Source organism: Onishia niordana, from assembly GCF_004798965.1.
Taxonomy (GTDB): domain Bacteria; phylum Pseudomonadota; class Gammaproteobacteria; order Pseudomonadales; family Halomonadaceae; genus Onishia; species Onishia niordana.
In genome coordinates, this window is record NZ_SDSD01000004.1 from 79,174 (window position 1) to 93,816 (window position 14,643).

The following is a 14,643-nucleotide window of genomic DNA, read 5'->3' on the forward strand; positions in this document are numbered from 1 at the left end:
TACCTATTTTTTTCGCGTATATACACGACAAACTCCGGCGCGATTATAGGGAAGGGCCAAGGCAGCTTCAACCAAAGCCAACGCGATTTTGGACGATATTGCCGAATACTACGACTAATAGCCCGCTAAACGTCGGCAAATTACGTTAGCTTGCTAAAAGAAGATGAACCGAATATATGTCTAGCTGGGTCTAGTGAATATGACCCAAGATACCGTCCAGCTCATCAAGGCTTGTGTAGCGGATGGTCAAGCGTCCTTTGCCACTGCGCCCATGCTGAATTTTCACCGGCGCACCGAGCAATTCACCTAGCTGAGTCTCGAGGCGCACCACATCCGTCGACCGGGGATCGCTCTCGGGCTTGGCCGGCGCCCCTTCAAGGCGCTGTTTGACCAACGCCTCGGTGGCTCGCACGGTCAGGTCCTTGTCGACCACCTCATGGGCTGCCGAGCGCTGCGCCGCGCCGGAAAGCGCGAGCAGAGCGCGGGCATGCCCCATATCCAGGTCGCCACGCTCGAGCAGCGTTTGAACTTCCGGGTCCAGCGACAACAACCGCATCAGATTGGCAACCTGGGCACGCGACCTGCCCACTGCATCGGCAACCTGCTGTTGTGTCAGCTCGAACTCGTCTTGCAGGCGCTTGAGGGCCATGGCCTCCTCGACGGGATTGAGGTTTTCGCGCTGGATGTTCTCGATGACCGCCAGCGCCAGGGCCACCTGATCGCTGACCTCACGAATCACCGCAGGGATGACATCGAGCTCGGCCAGCTGTGCCGCCCGCCAGCGCCGTTCACCGGCGATGATCTCGTAGCGATCCTCATCGATTGGACGCACCACGATGGGCTGCATGACCCCCTGGGCACGGATCGAGTCGGCCAGTTCTTCCAGGGCCTCGGGCTGGATATCGCGACGAGGCTGATACTTGCCGCGTACCAGCTGCCCAAGCGGCAGGCGCTCGAGGCGTTCCTGATCCTTGGGCTCGAATTCGTCCGCTGCATCGATCGGCACCAGAGCCTCGCCGTCGACAGCCTCAAGAGTGTCCTCCGGCTGGAGGGAGCGATGGCGGGAGCCGGCACCGATCAGGGCATCCAGGCCTCGTCCCAGGGCTCGCTTACGCGTCATCTGGCAATCCTCGAAATCGATCCAACATTTCAATCCCCCTGCGACCACCATGGCCACTCGGGCGCGGTTTCACATCCATGCACTAGCGGCAACTCGCTGATTGCTCCGCGATCCAATCGGCAGCGGGCTAGATCAGCTGGCGGCGGATCAGCTCCTTGGCAAGTACTCGGTAGGCCTGGCTGCCCCGCGAGAAGCGGGCATACTTGGTCACCGGCAAACCATGGCTTGGGGCTTCGGCGACGCGTACGTTGCGGGGGATGGTGGTCTTGAGCAAGCCATCACCGAAGTAGTCCGTCAACTGCTTGCTGACGTCGCGAGTCAGGCTGTTACGCGCATCGTACATAGTCCGCACGATACCCAGCACCTCAAGGCTTGGGTTAACGCTTGCCTGAATCTGCTCGACGGTATCGAGCAACGCCGATAGCCCCTCAAGAGCATAGAACTCGCACTGTAGCGGAATCAGTACGCCGTGAGCGGCGGTCAGCGCGTTGACGGTCAGCATATTGAGCGAAGGCGGGCTGTCGATCAGCACCACGTCGTATTCGCTCGCGACGCTCTGGATGGCGCCCTGCAGGCAACGTTCACGGCCTTCATCACGGTCGAGTAGCGCGACCTCAGCGGCGGTCAGGTCGCCATTGCCAGGTAACAGGGCATAGCCCGCATCGGGGCAGTCCAGAATGACCTCGGCGGCGCGCTTGTCGCCCAGCAGTACATCGAGAACGCTGCCATCAAGCTCGTGCTTATCGACACCACTGCCCATGGTGGCATGGCCCTGCGGGTCAAGGTCGACCAACAACACGCGGCGGTCGAGCGAGGCCAGGCTAGCGGCGAGATTAACGGCCGTGGTGGTCTTGCCCACCCCACCCTTCTGGTTGGTCAAGGCGATGATTTTGGTCACGAGCGGCATCCTTCCTGGGTCCGGCTCCCTGAAAACCGGGGTAGCCTTGTTGGTCGCATTGCAGCACTGCTTCAGTCGGTACGACGAGCCAGCGTCAGCAGGTGTCGGGCGCCTTCCTCTCCGGGTACGGCAAGGGCCCGTCGCTCGATGAGTGCCACTTCATCAGGCAAGCCGGCGAGTTCCTCATCACCGGCCTTACCTTTCATGGCAAGCCACTGACCGTCCGTTGCAAGCAACGTCCCCGTCAGGCCGATGAAATCCTCAAGACTCGCAAAGGCCCGGGAAATCACCTGATCGAAGGGGGCAGCCTCGAAAGACTCGACCCGTGCCTGACTGGGCGTGACATTGGTCAACCCCAGCTCGAATACCGCCTGACGCTGAAAGCGGACCTTCTTGCCATTGCTGTCGAGCAGGGTGACATCAAGCTCAGGCTTGAGAATCGCCAGTACCAGTCCCGGTAGACCCGGTCCTGCGCCGACGTCGAGCAGGCGTGGGCCACGCACATGGTCAAGCACCGAAGCACTATCGAGCAGGTGTTTGGTCACCATGTCATCGAGCGAGCGTACCGCGGTGAGGTTATAGGCGCGATTCCACTTGTGCAACAGCGCCAGCAGACCCAGTAGGCGCGCGCGCTGATCGACATCAGGCGCGATATTGAGCGCGGCAAGTCCCTCATCAAGCCTTGCGGCCACGGTGTCAGGAATCGCGTTAGAGAGGCTTTGATTCATGCGCTCTGCGCCTGGCTGTCGTCGAGCAGGCGGCGCTTCTTCAGATAGATCAGCAGAATCGACACCGCCGCCGGCGTCACGCCAGAGATGCGCCCGGCATGCGCCAGGGTCTCGGGACGAGCGGCTTCAAGCTTCTGGCGAATTTCGTGGGAAAGCCCATCGACGCGCTGGTAATCCAGATCCGCCGGCAATGGCGTCGCCTCGTGACGCTTGAGCTTGTCGATCTCTTCCTGCTGCCGATCGATATAGCCCTGATACTTGACCTGAATCTGTACCTGTTCGGCGACCGCGGGATCCTCGACCGGCTCACCGGTGAGACTGGCTATATCGGCGTATTCGAATTCCGGCCGACGCAGCAGTTCGGTAAGGCTGTACTCACGAGTCAGCGGCTTCTCGGTCTTCGCCTCAAGCGTTGTCGCAGCGTTGCTGCCTGGCTGCACAAAGCTGACCCTGAGTCGCTCAAGCTCTTGCTCGATAGCGTCACGCTTGGCAGAGAAGGCAGCCCAGCGAGTGTTATCGACCAGTCCCAGCTCCCGGCCGATCTCGGTCAGCCGCAGGTCCGCGTTGTCTTCACGCAGCAGCAGGCGATATTCGGCCCGCGAGGTAAACATCCGATAGGGCTCTTGAGTGCCCAGGGTGATCAGGTCGTCGACCAGCACGCCGAGGTAGGCCTGATCGCGCCGCGGTGACCAACCCTCAAGTCCCTTGGCGCGCCGAGCGGCGTTAAGTCCCGCCAGCAACCCCTGGGCGCCGGCTTCTTCGTAACCGGTGGTACCGTTGATCTGGCCGGCGAAGTACAGGTTGTGGACAAACTTGGTTTCCAGGGTGTGCTTCAGATCTCGCGGATCGAAGAAATCGTACTCGATGGCATAGCCTGGACGCGTGATATGCGCGTTCTCCATCCCCTTGATCGAGCGCACTACCTCAAGCTGCACGTCGAAAGGCAACGAGGTAGAAATCCCGTTGGGGTAGAGCTCGTGGGTATCTAGCCCTTCGGGTTCGACAAAGATCTGGTGGCTCGCCTTGTCGGCGAAGCGATGCACCTTGTCTTCGATGGACGGGCAATAGCGCGGACCGACGCTATCGATGGAGCCTGAATACATCGGCGACCGATCAAGATTGGCGAAGATAATCTCGTGAGTGCGCTCATTGGTATGCGCGATATGGCAGCTGACTTGCTCAGGATGCATATCACGGCTGCCAAGATACGACATCACCGGCGTCGGGCTGTCACCGGGCTGCTCCTCGAGGCCACTGAAATCGACACTGCGAGCATCGATGCGTGGCGGTGTACCGGTCTTCAATCTTGCCACATTGAACGGCAGTGCCCGCAGACGTTTTGCCAGGGCGTTGGACGGTGCGTCACCGGCACGGCCACCCAGGCTCTGGTCGAGACCGATATGAATCACGCCGCCCAGGAAGGTACCGGTGCATAGCACCACGCTTTCGCCGAGGAAGCGGATACCGGTTTCGGTTACCGCACCACGTACGGTGTCGCCATCGACGATCAAGTCGCCTGCCGACTGCTGGAAAATCGTCAGGTTGGGCTGATTCTCCAGCATGCCGCGAATCGCCGCCTTGTAGCGGACTCGGTCTGCCTGAGCGCGAGTGGCGCGAACTGCCGGTCCCTTGCGGGCATTGAGCCGACGGAACTGGATGCCTCCCAGGTCGGTGGCCAGCGCCATGGCGCCGCCGAGCGCATCGATTTCCTTGACCAGATGACTCTTGCCGATTCCGCCGATGGCGGGATTGCAGGACATCTGGCCGAGCGTCTCGATGTTGTGGGTCAGCAGCAGGGTCTTGGCACCCATGCGAGCAGAGGCCAGGGCGGCTTCGGTTCCCGCATGGCCTCCGCCGATGACGATGACGTCAAAACGGTCGGGGTAATCCACGTTGCACCTCGAATGGCGCCGATGGCGCCGTGTCCATAGCCGTCGTCAAACGACGGGGTGAGAAATCAGCCGCAGAGTATAAACCTCCTGTGGGTAACCGTCAGGGGTTTTCCACACCCGGATTTGTATTCGACCCTCTGTGAACCGGACTTAATATAAAATACAAATTAAATAAAAGAGAAGTTCTGTTGTTGTTGCTACTACTGGTGTGGACACTTTCTGTGGAAAACCTCGCTATTTGTATATTTATCAATACGCTGTAATGTTGACCAATCGTGTGAAAAACGGCGGAGGAGATGCGTACAGCATGTCATGAGCCTGTGGATGAAAGAGGCCTTTGTCCACAGACTCAAATAGCCCAAGGTTATCCACCGAGCCCAGGCCGGGTTGTTACCGTGGCGATCAACATCCGAAAGCAACCGGCGTGAAGTCGCTGATGCTGCCGGTCATGGGACGATTCGGCGCCTTTCTGAAAAAAACTTGTCCACAGCCAAAAAAAGGGCCTGTCGAGAAGTCGACAGGCCCTTTGAGGTGCCATTATCCGCAGACGTGATGGCCTGGCGGAGCCATATAGAAACGATTTAGGTCACGATCACCGACCATTCACCGACGCTTCATCAGTGTTTGAGGACTCGTCCCAGGAAGCTCTTGGTGCGTTCATTCTGAGGGTTGTCGAACACGGCTTCCGGCTTGCCCTGTTCGACGATCTGCCCCTTATGAATGTAGATCACGCGATCCGCCACCTCTCGAGCAAAGCCCATCTCATGCGTGACTATCATCATCGTCATGCCTGCATCGGCCAGTTCACGCATGGCATCCAGCACTTCACCGATCATTTCCGGGTCAAGGGCCGATGTGGGCTCGTCGAAGAGCATTAGCCGGGGTTCCATGGCCAGCGCCCTGGCTAGCGCCACACGCTGCTGTTGGCCGCCTGAAAGCTGGCCCGGAAGCTTGTCGGCCTGGTCGGCGATATTGACCTGCTCCAGCAGTCGGTTGGCGCTGTCGCTCGCCTGCTTTTCACTGAGGCCACGGACCTTGATGGGGGCCAGGGTGACGTTGTCGCGAACGCTGAGATGGGGGAATAGGTTGAACTGCTGGAAGACCATGCCGACCTCGGTGCGAATGGTCTGCAGGGACTTGCTGCTCTTGCCATTTGGCAGCAGTTCATTGCCATCGACATCGATATGGCCGTGCTGGAATTCCTCTAGTCCATTGATACAGCGGATTAGTGTCGACTTGCCTGAGCCACTGGCCCCGATGACCACTACGACCTCGCCGTGGCTGACCGAAAGCTCAATGTCTTGCAGCACGTGAAGGCTGCCGAAGAACTTGTTGACCTTTTCCATACGCACGATGGGCTCGGCGCCGGCCTCTGTCTTGATATCTGTCATGATCGGTTCCCTCGTTGTACCGATGTTCGTTGTGCCGGCGTTATTGACCTACCAGCCCCTTGCGCTCAAGCAGGCGCAGGGCCAGCGAGAGACTGAGGGTGATGGCGAGATACAGCATGGCGACCATCAGATAGACCTCCAGGGCGCTGAAAGTGGTGGCGATGTAGATCTGACCCTGACGGACCAGCTCGCCCACACCGATCACCGAGAACAGCGAGGTATCCTTGATGCTGATGATGCCTTGATTGCCAAGCGAGGGAATCATGCGGCGAAACGCTTGGGGCCAGATCACGTAGCGGAACGATTGCGTGCGCGACAGGCCCAGCGAAAGACTGGCTTCACGTTGACCGCGTTCGATGGACTGCACTCCGCCGCGCACGATTTCGGAGATATAGGCGCCGGAATTGACGGCGATGGCGGCGATGCCGGCCACCAGCGCATTGACCGGACCCCCGATGATCTGTGGCAGGCCATAGAAGATGAAGAGCACCTGCACCAGCACTGGGGTGCCGCGAAATATTTCAATGTAAGTGATGGCCGGGATGCGTAGCCAGACAGTCGGGCTAATGCGCAAGAGACCAAACAGGATGCCGATCAGAAAGCCGATGGCGAGACCACCGAAGGAGATCAGCAAGGTATAGGGAATCCCCGTCAGCAGGTAGGGAATCGAGGATATGGCGGCCTGCCAGTCGAATTGAAAGGTGACGTCCACGAGGGATCTCCCGTCCAGAAGCTTCGTCAGATAGAGGGATGCAAAGGGCACCACGCAAAGGGGTCGAGCCTAGCGACCCGACCCCGTGCGACCAGCGGTGTCTAGGCGTGCGATAAGCCATCAGACACCGTCATGGCTTGTCGCGTTATTCAGCGCTGCCAAACCATTTTTCGTGGATCTCGTCGTAGGTGCCATCTTCACGCATCGACGCGAGGGCCTCGTTGACGGGTTCGACCCAGTCGCTGCCTTTGACCAGCGCGATGCCGTACTGCTGACCTTCGTAGAGGGGCCCCACGACCTTGGCACGGCCTTCACCGCGGGTCTTGGAGAAATAGCCGACGTTGGGGGCGTCATAGAAGACCGCATCGACGCTGCCGCCGAGCAGGGCCATGTACATGTCGGAGCTGCCCGGGTAGGGCGTGATGGTAGCGTCGTCACCGAGGTTCTCGGTCAGGTAGTCGTAGCTGGTTGAGCCGATCTTGGTGCCGACGGTCATTCCCGTCAGGTCATCGATGGTTTCGACGCTATCGTTGTTGGCGGCGACCATGATGCGCAGACCGCTATCGTAGTAGGGGTCGGAGAAATCGACGATCTCGCTGCGCTCTTCGGTAATGGTGATGCCGGCGATGGCAATATCAACGTTTCCGGTCTGGATGGCCGGGATGATGCCGTTGAAGTCCATGGTATTCAGATTGACATCGAAGCCGGCGCGATCGGCGACCTCGTTGATGATGTCCATGTCGAAGCCGACCATCTCACCGGACTCGGTATCCATCATCTCGAAGGGCACAAAGCTTGGGTCGGTGACCACGTCGAGAGTTGGCTGATCGGCGGCACTGGCAAGCGTGGACATGCCGAGGCCAAGCGCCAGGGAGGAAAGCAGTGACGCTTTTTTATATGCAGTTGTCATGAAGTTCCCCGTTTGGAAATTTTGTTTGTGGAACACGCCTTTAACAATGGCGAGTTCCCGGGGAAGCGTCAAGTTGAAGAAAAAAGTGCCAATTTGACGGCGATTTACACCATGAAGGAGGCACCACAGCCACAGGTGCTGGTAGCGTTGGGGTTCTGGATCACGAAACGCGCGCCGGCAAGGCCTTCCTCAAAGTCGACCGTTGAGCCGACCAGATACTGATACGACAGAGGGTCGACGATCATCGAAACGTCGTCGAAGGCAATCAGGGTATCGTCGTCGCTGGCATCGTCGGCGAAATCGAAGCCGTACTGGAAGCCCGAACAACCACCGCCGGTGACGTAGACACGCAGCTTGAGAGCCGCATTGCCCTCTTCCGTGATCAGCCCGCGCAGGCGCCGCTGGGCGCTAGGCGATAGCTGCATCGGCTTCAGGGCGTCAGGATCAAAAGATTCAGCACCGCTCATGGAGATTCTCCCGCGGTTGATGGAATGGGGTACATGGCATGATTATCCACAATCCCCAGCAAAAGGGTCAACTTTTGAGGGGTTGCGGGCGACGCCTACTGGACACTAGACGCCGCAAGGGCGCTGTTAATACCTCCCTGTACGCTACTTTTTCCTTCCCTGGAAAAAGACCCTTACGGCGCCTTGTCCCCGTGGCTCGCCAATGGGGAGGGAAATCAGGGCATCAGCGCCGGTGCCTGGAGGCCTGCCATCTCGTCGAAGCCGAACATCAGGTTGAGGTTCTGGATGGCTTGGCCGGAGGCGCCCTTGACCAGGTTGTCGATCACAGAAAGCACCACCACGGTGTCGCCGTCGCCGGGGCGATGTACGGCCAGCCGGCAGATATCGCTGCCCTTGACGCTGCGGGTCTCGGGGTGACTGCCTGCGGGCATGACGTCGACAGCCGGTTCGTCCTTGAAGCGCGCCTCGAATAGCGCCTGCAGATCGCCAGGCTCCTGTGTCAATCGTCCGTAGAGCGTTGCGTGGATACCGCGGATCATCGGCGTCAGGTGAGGAACGAAGGTCAGGCCTACCGGTGCCTGGACCGCGCGACCCAGGCCCTGGCGGATCTCGGGCAAATGGCGATGTCCGCTGGCGCCATAGGCCTTCATGGATTCGCTGGCTTCAGCGAGCAGTGAGCCGACCTTGGCGCCGCGACCGGCGCCGGTGACGCCTGACTTGCAGTCGGCGATCACATGCTCGATATCGATCAGGCTGCTTTCTAAAAGCGGCAGGAGGCCCAGTTGCACGGCGGTGGGGTAGCAGCCTGGAACCGCAATCAGGCGTGCCTCTCGTATGGCCTCGCGGTTGACCTCCGGCAGCCCATAGACGGCTTCTTCAAGCAGCTCGGGAGCGCCGTGGGGTTGCCCGTACCACTGTGCCCATTCCTCGGCATCTTCCAGACGGAAGTCGGCGGAAAGATCGATCACTCGGGTACCGCGCTCTAGCAGATCGCCGGCCAGCGCATGAGCGACACCATGCGGCGTGGCGAAGAAGACGGCATCACAGCGGCCGAGCACGTCTGCATCCGGGGCAGTGAAGTACAGTTCCGGGTAGTGGCCGCGCAGGTTGGGATAGAGTTCGTCGACAGCGAGGCCCGCTTCGGAACGCGAGGTAATGGCCGCGACTTCGACCTGGGAATGCTGGGCAAGCAGCCTCAGCAATTCGACGCCGGTATAGCCGGTGCCTCCGACAATGCCCACCTTGATCACGATGTCCCTCCTTAGGTAGCTGGCCGACCCTACGGGGTCGAGTCTGAAGAGATGGTCCCGGTATGATACACCTGTCAGTCAATGACAGGTGAAATCACCCTCCCATCATGAGTCCCATGGTCAAGGAAGCGCCACCGTGCCACGCCCTCATTTTCCCGACCTGAGCCTTGCGACCTTTCGTCGTAAACTGGCCAATGTCGAATCTCTTCCCCAGCTCTGCGTGCTGGGGACGATCGCCGGGATTGTCACCGGCAGCCTGATGGTGGGCTTCCAACTGCTGCTGGACCTGGGGGCGCTGGTTTTCATGCCCGGCGCGGATTCCGAGGCCTTCGAGGGATTGCCGGCCTGGTGCCGGGCGTTGTTGCCGTTGGCGGCGGTCGCCCTGATTGGGGTAGGGCTATGGCGCCAGCCACCGGCGGCACGCAAGCTCGGTGTCGGTCACGTGATTGAGCGACTGACCTATCATCAGGGGCGATTCCCGCTGCGTAACTGGCTCAACCAATGGTGGGTCGGGGTGGTGTCGGTGCTGGGTGGTCTTTCGGCGGGCCGGGAAGGCCCGGCGATACATCTCGGCGCGGCGGCGGTCTGCGGGATCGGTGAGCACCTTCGCCTGCCTCACAATAGCCTGCGTGTACTGGTGGCCTGCGGGACGGCAGCCGGCATATCGGCGTCCTTCAATACGCCGATCGCCGGGGTCATCTTTGCCATGGAAGTGGTAATGATGGAGTACACCATTGCGGGCTTCATGCCGGTGATCCTGGCGTCCAGCATGGGGGCGGTCGTCGCCCAGCTGGTTTATGCCACTCAGCCGGCCTTTCATACCTCAAGCGTCGCGCTGGATTCCTGGCTGAACCTGTCGTGGATTCTCCTCAGTGCACTGGGGATTGGCCTGCTGTCCGGCGGGTTCATTCGCCTGTCGAAGTTAAAGACCGGTTTTGCCGCCTGGCCGATCAAGGCTCGTCTGACCTTGGTGGCTCTCGCCGTGGGCGGGGTCGCCTGGTGGTATCCAGAGGTACAAGGCATCGGCTACGACAGTTTGGCCTCCACTCTGGATGGCGAGGTGGCCGTGAATGTGCTGGTGGCGCTGGCGCTCGCCAAGCTGGGGCTGACCGCGCTTACCGTGGCGAGCGGTCTTCCCATCGGCATCATCGGCCCTGTGCTGGTTTCAGGCGCCGCGGCCGGCGCGTTGTTTGGTCTACTGGGACAGTGGTTATGGCCCGAAGCGGCGGCAGACCCGTCACTGTTCGCCATGCTGGGCATGGCGGCGATGATGGGGGCAGTCTTGCAGGCGCCGCTGGCGGCACTGATGGCCCTTCTCGAACTGACGCACAATCCCAATATCATTCTGCCCGGCATGCTGGCGGTGGTTATCGCAGGCCTCACGGCAAGGCGGTTGTGTCGCTGCGAGGGCTTCTTCATCAACCTGACGCGTCATGGCCTTCATCCACTGCAGCAGCCGCTGGCACAGGCGCTATCCCGAGTATCGGTACCGGCGGTGATGGAGCGCAGCCTGGTGCGCAGCCAGCGCCGGGTTGGCCGCGAGGAAGCCGAGGCGATGCTGCATGCCAAGCCGGTCTGGGTAGTGATCGTGCGCTCCCGGGACGACAAGCCGACCCTGGCGCTCAAGGCGGCGGATCTGGCGCGTGTGTTGCTTGATGAAGACGCCTGGGCCAAGGAGGAGCAGATCGACCTGCTCGAAGTGCCCGGCCAGCGTCTGGACATGGCGCCTATCCACCTTGAGGCGACCCTCAGCGAGGCGCTGGACCGGCTCAACGAGGCACGAGTGGATGCGCTTTATGTCGAAACCTCGATGGGGCCGATCAAGCGGCGTATTTCCGGTATCATCACCCGTGAAAGCATTGAAAACTACTATCGCTACATGCCGTGAGCAAGCGTGGTCCGCCGGGCCGCTAACGCAGGGACGACTCTTGAGGAGTGATTATGTATTTATGGATTCAGGCCTTTCACCTGATCGCCGTGGTGACCTGGTTTGCCGCGCTTTTCTACCTGCCGCGGCTGTTCGTCTATCACGCCACGGCGCGTGATGCCGGTGATGATCAGGCCATCAGCTACTTCACGACCATGGAGCGCAAGTTGTATCGCGGCATCATGATGCCGTCGATGATTGCGGTGATCGTGCTGGGCGCGAGTATGCTGGCTCTGGTGCCGGGATTGATGAGTCAGGGCTGGATGCATGCCAAGCTTTCCCTGGTGGTGTTGCTGATCGGCTATCACCACGTCTGCCTGGCCTATATGAAGAAACTGGCTGCCGGCACCTGCCAAAAATCACATGTATTTTTCCGCTGGTTCAATGAGGCGCCGGTCGTTGTGCTGGTGCTGGTTGTCATCCTGGCGGTGGTCAAGCCGTTCTGATGCCAGATGCCGACGAGTATGGAATGCATGACCTTCGCCAACTGCCGGTAGTGCTGGTGCTGGCAGGCCACGATCCCAGCGGCGGCGCCGGGCTAACCGCTGATGTCGAGGCCATTGCCGCTTGTGGTGCCTGGCCGCTGACCATCCCCACCGCTTTGACCGTGCAGAATAGCCGTGATGTCAGCACTGTCATGCCCTGTCGCGGTGATGATATGCGCGCCATGGCCGCGGCGCTGGGGGAGTTCACGGTCTCGGCGATCAAGGTTGGGCTGGTGGCAGACCTTGAAAGCCTCGATGCGGTGGTCGATATCGTGCGCCGCTATCCCGGTGTTCCGGTGGTGGTCGATCCGGTGCTTCGCGCCGGAGGTGGACACGAGCTGAGCTCAGCCGAGTTGATCGATGCCTTCCATGAGCGGCTTCTGCCACGGGTAGATATCCTGACGCCAAACCGGGCGGAACTGGCAAGACTCACCGACCCGGGCTGGGACAATGATACCGATCGCGCCATCGCGCTGATGGCGGAGGGATGCCAGGCGGTACTGGTCACCGGCACTGATTCGCCGGTGACGGGAAGCGCTGCCGACAAGGTTGTCCACACCCTGCATACGCCGGACAATGGCCGCCAATGGCAGTGGCCGCGTCTGGCCGGCAGTTTTCATGGGTCGGGCTGTACGCTGGCGGCCTCACTGGCCGCCTATCTAGCGGCAGGCGAAAGTCTGATTCAGGCCTGTGAGATGGCCCAGGAATACACGTGGCAGACATTACGCCACGGCTGGCGTCCAGCCGATGGTCAGGCCTTGCCACGCCGTCTTTGGCGCCATACGAGCCCTGCGCATACTTCGGAGTGACGATGTACGAGCCTGCCTGGACACGCGGTGTCTACGCCATCACCGATGAGACCCTGTTGCCCGATGATGAGCGCCTGCTGAGCGCCTGCGAGGCAGCGTTGCGCGGTGGTCTGGCGTTGCTGCAGTACCGCGACAAGTCCGACGACGCTGACAAGCGTTGGCGTCAGGCAAACGAACTTGCCGCACGTTGTGCGGCGTATGAGGTGCCTTTGATCATCAACGATGACGTGGCGCTGGCCGCACGCCTCCGGCGGGCCGGCCACTGGAGAGTCGGGGTGCATCTTGGTCAGCAGGATGGTCTTGTGAGCGATGCTCGCTACCAGCTGGGGCCTACCGCCATCATCGGCGTTACCTGCCATGATCGGCTGGATCTTGCCGAAAAGGCGGCGGCCGAAGGGGCATCCTACTTGGCCTTCGGCCGTTTCTTTGCCTCGCGTACCAAACCCACCGCGCCGCCGGCGCCGCTGTCGCTGCTCGAGCAGGCCGGACGTTTTGGCTTGCCGCGGGGCGCGATCGGCGGCATCACGGTGGATAACATCACCACAGTGCGTGAGGCAGGCGCGGAGCTTGCCGCCGCCGTCGAGGCGGTATTTGCGGTGCAGGATCCCGAGTCGCGCGTCATTGAGCTTAACCGGCATTTGACCATGGCAACGCATCATCCATAGCTTATCCACAGGGTGCTCACCGAGAGTTATCCGCATTATTCAGAGATTTATCCACAACTTCGCACTATCAGACCCGAGAGGCTTTCATGACCACCTCAGTAGAGCTCTTCGCACAGGCCTGTCGCCATATCCCGGGCGGCGTCAATTCGCCGGTTCGTGCCTTCAAGGGCATGGATCGTCCGCCGGTGTTCATCGAGCGTGCACAGGGCGCCTATCTGCATGATGTCGAGGGCAAACGCTATGTCGACTACGTAGGGTCCTGGGGACCGATGATCACCGGACACGCCGATCCGGACGTGCTGGGTGCGGTGCGCGAGCGTCTCGATATGGGACTGTCCTTCGGTACCCCGACCGCGATCGAAACCCGCATGGCCGAGCTTATCTGCGAGATCATGCCGTCCATCGACATGGTGCGCATGACCAACTCGGGCACCGAGGCCACCATGTCGGCGATTCGTCTGGCGCGAGGCTATACGGGTCGTGACAAGATCGTGAAGTTCGAGGGCAACTACCACGGCCATTCCGATTCCCTGCTGGTCAAGGCCGGTTCCGGGGCCCTGACCCATGGTGAGCCGAGCTCGCCGGGCGTGCCGGCCTCGCTTGCTGAACATACGGTGACCCTGCCCTTCAATGACCTCGACGCAGTGGAAGCCTGCTTCGAGGAGATCGGCGATCAGGTGGCCTGCATTATCGTCGAGCCGGTGGCCGGCAACATGAACTGCATTCCGCCACGAGAAGGCTTCCTCGAGACGCTGCGTGAGGTCTGTGATCGCCATTCAAGTCTATTGATCTTCGATGAGGTGATGACGGGCTTTCGCGTTGCCAAGGGCGGTGCCCAGGCACACTTCGGGGTGACGCCGGACCTGACCTGCCTTGGCAAGATCGTCGGCGGTGGCATGCCGGTCGGGGCCTTTGGCGGCAAGCGCGAGGTGATGGAGCAGATATCGCCACTGGGGCCGGTCTATCAGGCCGGCACACTGGCCGGCAACCCGCTGGCCATGGCCGCCGGTATTGCCCTTTTGACCAAGATTCAGGAACCCGGCTTCCATGAGGCCCTGACTCAGCGCGTCGAGACGCTATGCAATGGTCTTAAGGCGCGTGCTGATGCCGCTGGTATCGATATGATCACTCAGCGGGCCGGTGGCATGTTTGGGCTCTTCTTCACTGCCCAATCGCAGGTCGACAACTTCGCTCAGGCCACGGCCTGTGATGCCGATGCGTTTCGCCGCTTCTTCTCGCTGATGCTCGACGAGGGGGTTTATCTGGCGCCTTCGGCCTATGAGGCCGGTTTCATGTCCAATGCCCATACCCCGGAAGATATCCAGGCGACCCTGGACGGCGCCGAGCGGGCTTTTACTGCCATGAGCCAGGCCTAACCAAGGAGGCATC

The 14,643-nt window shown here is 60.7% G+C and carries 14 protein-coding genes; 5 read left to right on the forward strand and 9 right to left on the reverse strand.

What is annotated here, in order from left to right; genetic code table 11:
- Window positions 1-190: 190 nt before the first annotated feature.
- The 9 genes from ETC27_RS09265 to argC all read right to left on the reverse strand — a co-directional run bounded on the left by ETC27_RS09265 (window position 191) and on the right by argC (window position 9,368).
- Window positions 191-1,120, reverse strand: a complete 930-nt coding sequence (locus ETC27_RS09265; RefSeq protein WP_136254714.1) for a ParB/RepB/Spo0J family partition protein — start codon at window positions 1,118-1,120, stop codon at window positions 191-193.
- A 127-nt stretch (window positions 1,121-1,247) separates the two neighbouring features.
- Window positions 1,248-2,018 carry a ParA family protein gene (locus ETC27_RS09270; protein WP_136254715.1) on the reverse strand — a complete coding sequence of 257 codons (771 nt, stop codon included), beginning with the start codon at window positions 2,016-2,018 and terminating at the stop codon, window positions 1,248-1,250.
- 71 nt (window positions 2,019-2,089) lie between these two features.
- Window positions 2,090-2,746, reverse strand: a complete 657-nt coding sequence (gene rsmG / locus ETC27_RS09275) for a 16S rRNA (guanine(527)-N(7))-methyltransferase RsmG (RefSeq protein ID WP_136254716.1) — start codon at window positions 2,744-2,746, stop codon at window positions 2,090-2,092.
- Window positions 2,743-4,638: a tRNA uridine-5-carboxymethylaminomethyl(34) synthesis enzyme MnmG gene (gene mnmG, locus ETC27_RS09280; RefSeq protein ID WP_136254717.1), complete on the reverse strand. Its 1,896-nt coding sequence runs from the start codon at window positions 4,636-4,638 to the stop codon at window positions 2,743-2,745. Before mnmG ends, rsmG begins: the two co-directional genes overlap by 4 nt.
- A gap of 617 nt (window positions 4,639-5,255) precedes the next feature.
- On the reverse strand, window positions 5,256-6,029 hold the full coding sequence (locus ETC27_RS09285) for an amino acid ABC transporter ATP-binding protein (RefSeq protein WP_136254718.1): 774 nt from the start codon (window positions 6,027-6,029) through the stop codon (window positions 5,256-5,258).
- A 40-nt stretch (window positions 6,030-6,069) separates the two neighbouring features.
- Window positions 6,070-6,741: an amino acid ABC transporter permease gene (locus ETC27_RS09290; RefSeq protein ID WP_136254719.1), complete on the reverse strand. Its 672-nt coding sequence runs from the start codon at window positions 6,739-6,741 to the stop codon at window positions 6,070-6,072.
- A gap of 145 nt (window positions 6,742-6,886) precedes the next feature.
- On the reverse strand, window positions 6,887-7,651 hold the full coding sequence (locus tag ETC27_RS09295) for a transporter substrate-binding domain-containing protein (RefSeq protein ID WP_136254720.1): 765 nt from the start codon (window positions 7,649-7,651) through the stop codon (window positions 6,887-6,889).
- A gap of 104 nt (window positions 7,652-7,755) precedes the next feature.
- Window positions 7,756-8,118, reverse strand: a complete 363-nt coding sequence (erpA, locus tag ETC27_RS09300) for an iron-sulfur cluster insertion protein ErpA (RefSeq protein WP_136254721.1) — start codon at window positions 8,116-8,118, stop codon at window positions 7,756-7,758.
- Window positions 8,119-8,333: 215 nt separating this feature from the next.
- Window positions 8,334-9,368, reverse strand: a complete 1,035-nt coding sequence (gene argC / locus ETC27_RS09305; RefSeq protein ID WP_136254722.1) for an N-acetyl-gamma-glutamyl-phosphate reductase — start codon at window positions 9,366-9,368, stop codon at window positions 8,334-8,336.
- A gap of 136 nt (window positions 9,369-9,504) precedes the next feature.
- Between argC and ETC27_RS09310 the strand changes: the two genes are divergently transcribed.
- The 5 genes from ETC27_RS09310 to hemL all read left to right on the forward strand — a co-directional run bounded on the left by ETC27_RS09310 (window position 9,505) and on the right by hemL (window position 14,630).
- Window positions 9,505-11,256, forward strand: a complete 1,752-nt coding sequence (locus ETC27_RS09310) for a chloride channel protein (RefSeq protein WP_136254723.1) — start codon at window positions 9,505-9,507, stop codon at window positions 11,254-11,256.
- Window positions 11,257-11,309: 53 nt separating this feature from the next.
- Entirely contained in the window at window positions 11,310-11,741 is a 432-nt protein-coding gene (hemJ, locus tag ETC27_RS09315; protein ID WP_136254724.1) for a protoporphyrinogen oxidase HemJ, read from the forward strand.
- A 23-nt stretch (window positions 11,742-11,764) separates the two neighbouring features.
- Window positions 11,765-12,589 (forward strand): bifunctional hydroxymethylpyrimidine kinase/phosphomethylpyrimidine kinase, encoded by an 825-nt coding sequence (gene thiD, locus ETC27_RS09320; RefSeq protein ID WP_136254725.1) that lies wholly within the window; start codon window positions 11,765-11,767, stop codon window positions 12,587-12,589.
- Window positions 12,590-12,591: 2 nt separating this feature from the next.
- Complete coding sequence (thiE, locus tag ETC27_RS09325) at window positions 12,592-13,254, forward strand: thiamine phosphate synthase (protein ID WP_136254726.1); 663 nt, start codon at window positions 12,592-12,594, stop codon at window positions 13,252-13,254.
- A gap of 86 nt (window positions 13,255-13,340) precedes the next feature.
- The gene (gene hemL, locus ETC27_RS09330; RefSeq protein ID WP_136254727.1) at window positions 13,341-14,630 is read left to right on the forward strand and encodes a glutamate-1-semialdehyde 2,1-aminomutase; all 1,290 of its coding nucleotides are present in this window, start codon (window positions 13,341-13,343) and stop codon (window positions 14,628-14,630) included.
- The last annotated feature ends 13 nt before the right edge of the window (window positions 14,631-14,643 follow it).